This window comes from Xenorhabdus santafensis (genome assembly GCF_033949405.1).
GTDB classification, from domain to species: Bacteria; Pseudomonadota; Gammaproteobacteria; order Enterobacterales; family Enterobacteriaceae; genus Xenorhabdus; species Xenorhabdus santafensis.
This window is the reverse complement of sequence record NZ_VCDN01000142.1, coordinates 1-1276: the sequence shown is the minus strand read 5'-3', so window position 1 is coordinate 1276 and position 1276 is coordinate 1. Positions and strand designations below refer to the sequence as shown.

1 protein-coding gene is annotated in these 1276 nt (G+C 51.3%); it reads left to right on the top strand.

Annotation, left to right across the window (positions count from 1 at the left end; translation table 11 throughout):
- Positions 1-70 precede the first annotated feature (70 nt).
- The coding region (locus FE392_RS22270) for a phage portal protein (protein WP_439153516.1) at positions 71-1276 on the top strand (1206 nt) is incomplete at its 3' end.

Genomic DNA, 1276 nt, shown 5'->3' with positions numbered 1-1276 from the left:
CACTGAATGCCGCTAAACCCTGCCCTGTAGATTTGCGTCATTACTGGCTGCAACTGTCCGAGGTGTAATGATGTGGCCTTTTACACGCAAAATCCCTGAAACCAGCAGCATAACGCTGGATGAATTTTTTTCTCTGGCAGGCATATCTAACACCAAATCAGGCGAACATGTTTCCCCCTCGACGGCAGAAGGCTTACCCGCTGTGATGAACGCGGTCACGGTGATTAGTGAAGCGGTAGCCTCCATGCCTTGCTATCTCTATCGGGTACAGCACCAGAACGGCAAAGAATCCCGCGAATGGTTGAGCGATCACCCCGTTGATTACTTGCTGAATGAGTGCCCGAATGACTGCCAGACGCCGTATCAGTTCAAAAGAACTTTGATGCGTCATTGCCTGCTGAATGGCAATGCGTATGCGGTGATAATCTGGGGGCGGGATGGTCAGCCGCAATCATTGCACCCTTACCCGCCGTCAGCAGTTGTACCACAACGATTATCCGATCATCGGTTAGCATATACCATCACCGAACCTTATAGCGGTAAGGTGAAAACCTATCTACAGGAAGAAGTGTTGCATCTACGCTATGCCACCGAAGATGGCTTTTTGGGGCGATCGCCTGTCACCGTTTGCCGTGAAACACTGGGCTTGGGGCTGGCACAACAACGCCACGGCGCCAGCATCATGAAAGATGGCATGATGGCAGCGGGGGTGATCAAAGCCGCTGACTGGCTGGACGGGATCAAGGGAAGTAAGGCACTGGAAGCCCTCGAACGTTATAAAGGTGCGCGTAATGCCGGAAAAACGCCGATCCTTGAAGGTGGGATGGAATACCAGCAGTTAGGCATGAGCAATCAGGATGCGGAGTGGTTGGCCTCCCGTCGCTTCACCATTGATGATATCGCCCGTATGTTCAATGTCAGCCCAATCTTTCTGCAAGAATATTCGAACAGCACCTACAGCAATTTTAGCGAAGCCTCCCGCGCTTTTCTGACCATCACTATGCGCCCGTGGCTTGCCAATTTTGAACAACAGATCAAAGCCGCTTTGTTGATGAGTTCTCCAAAGCGGGGTATGCGTTATCAGGTGGAATTTGATACTGCCGATTTACTGCGTGCCAATCCGAAAGAACGTTTCCAGAGTTACGAAACAGCCATTAAATCCGGCGTCATGTCACCGAATGAAGCCCGTGAACGCGAGGGATTATCGCCCCGTGAGGGCGGTGATGAATTCAGTCAGGCATGGAAACAAACCGTCGAAGTGAAAAAACAAACGGAG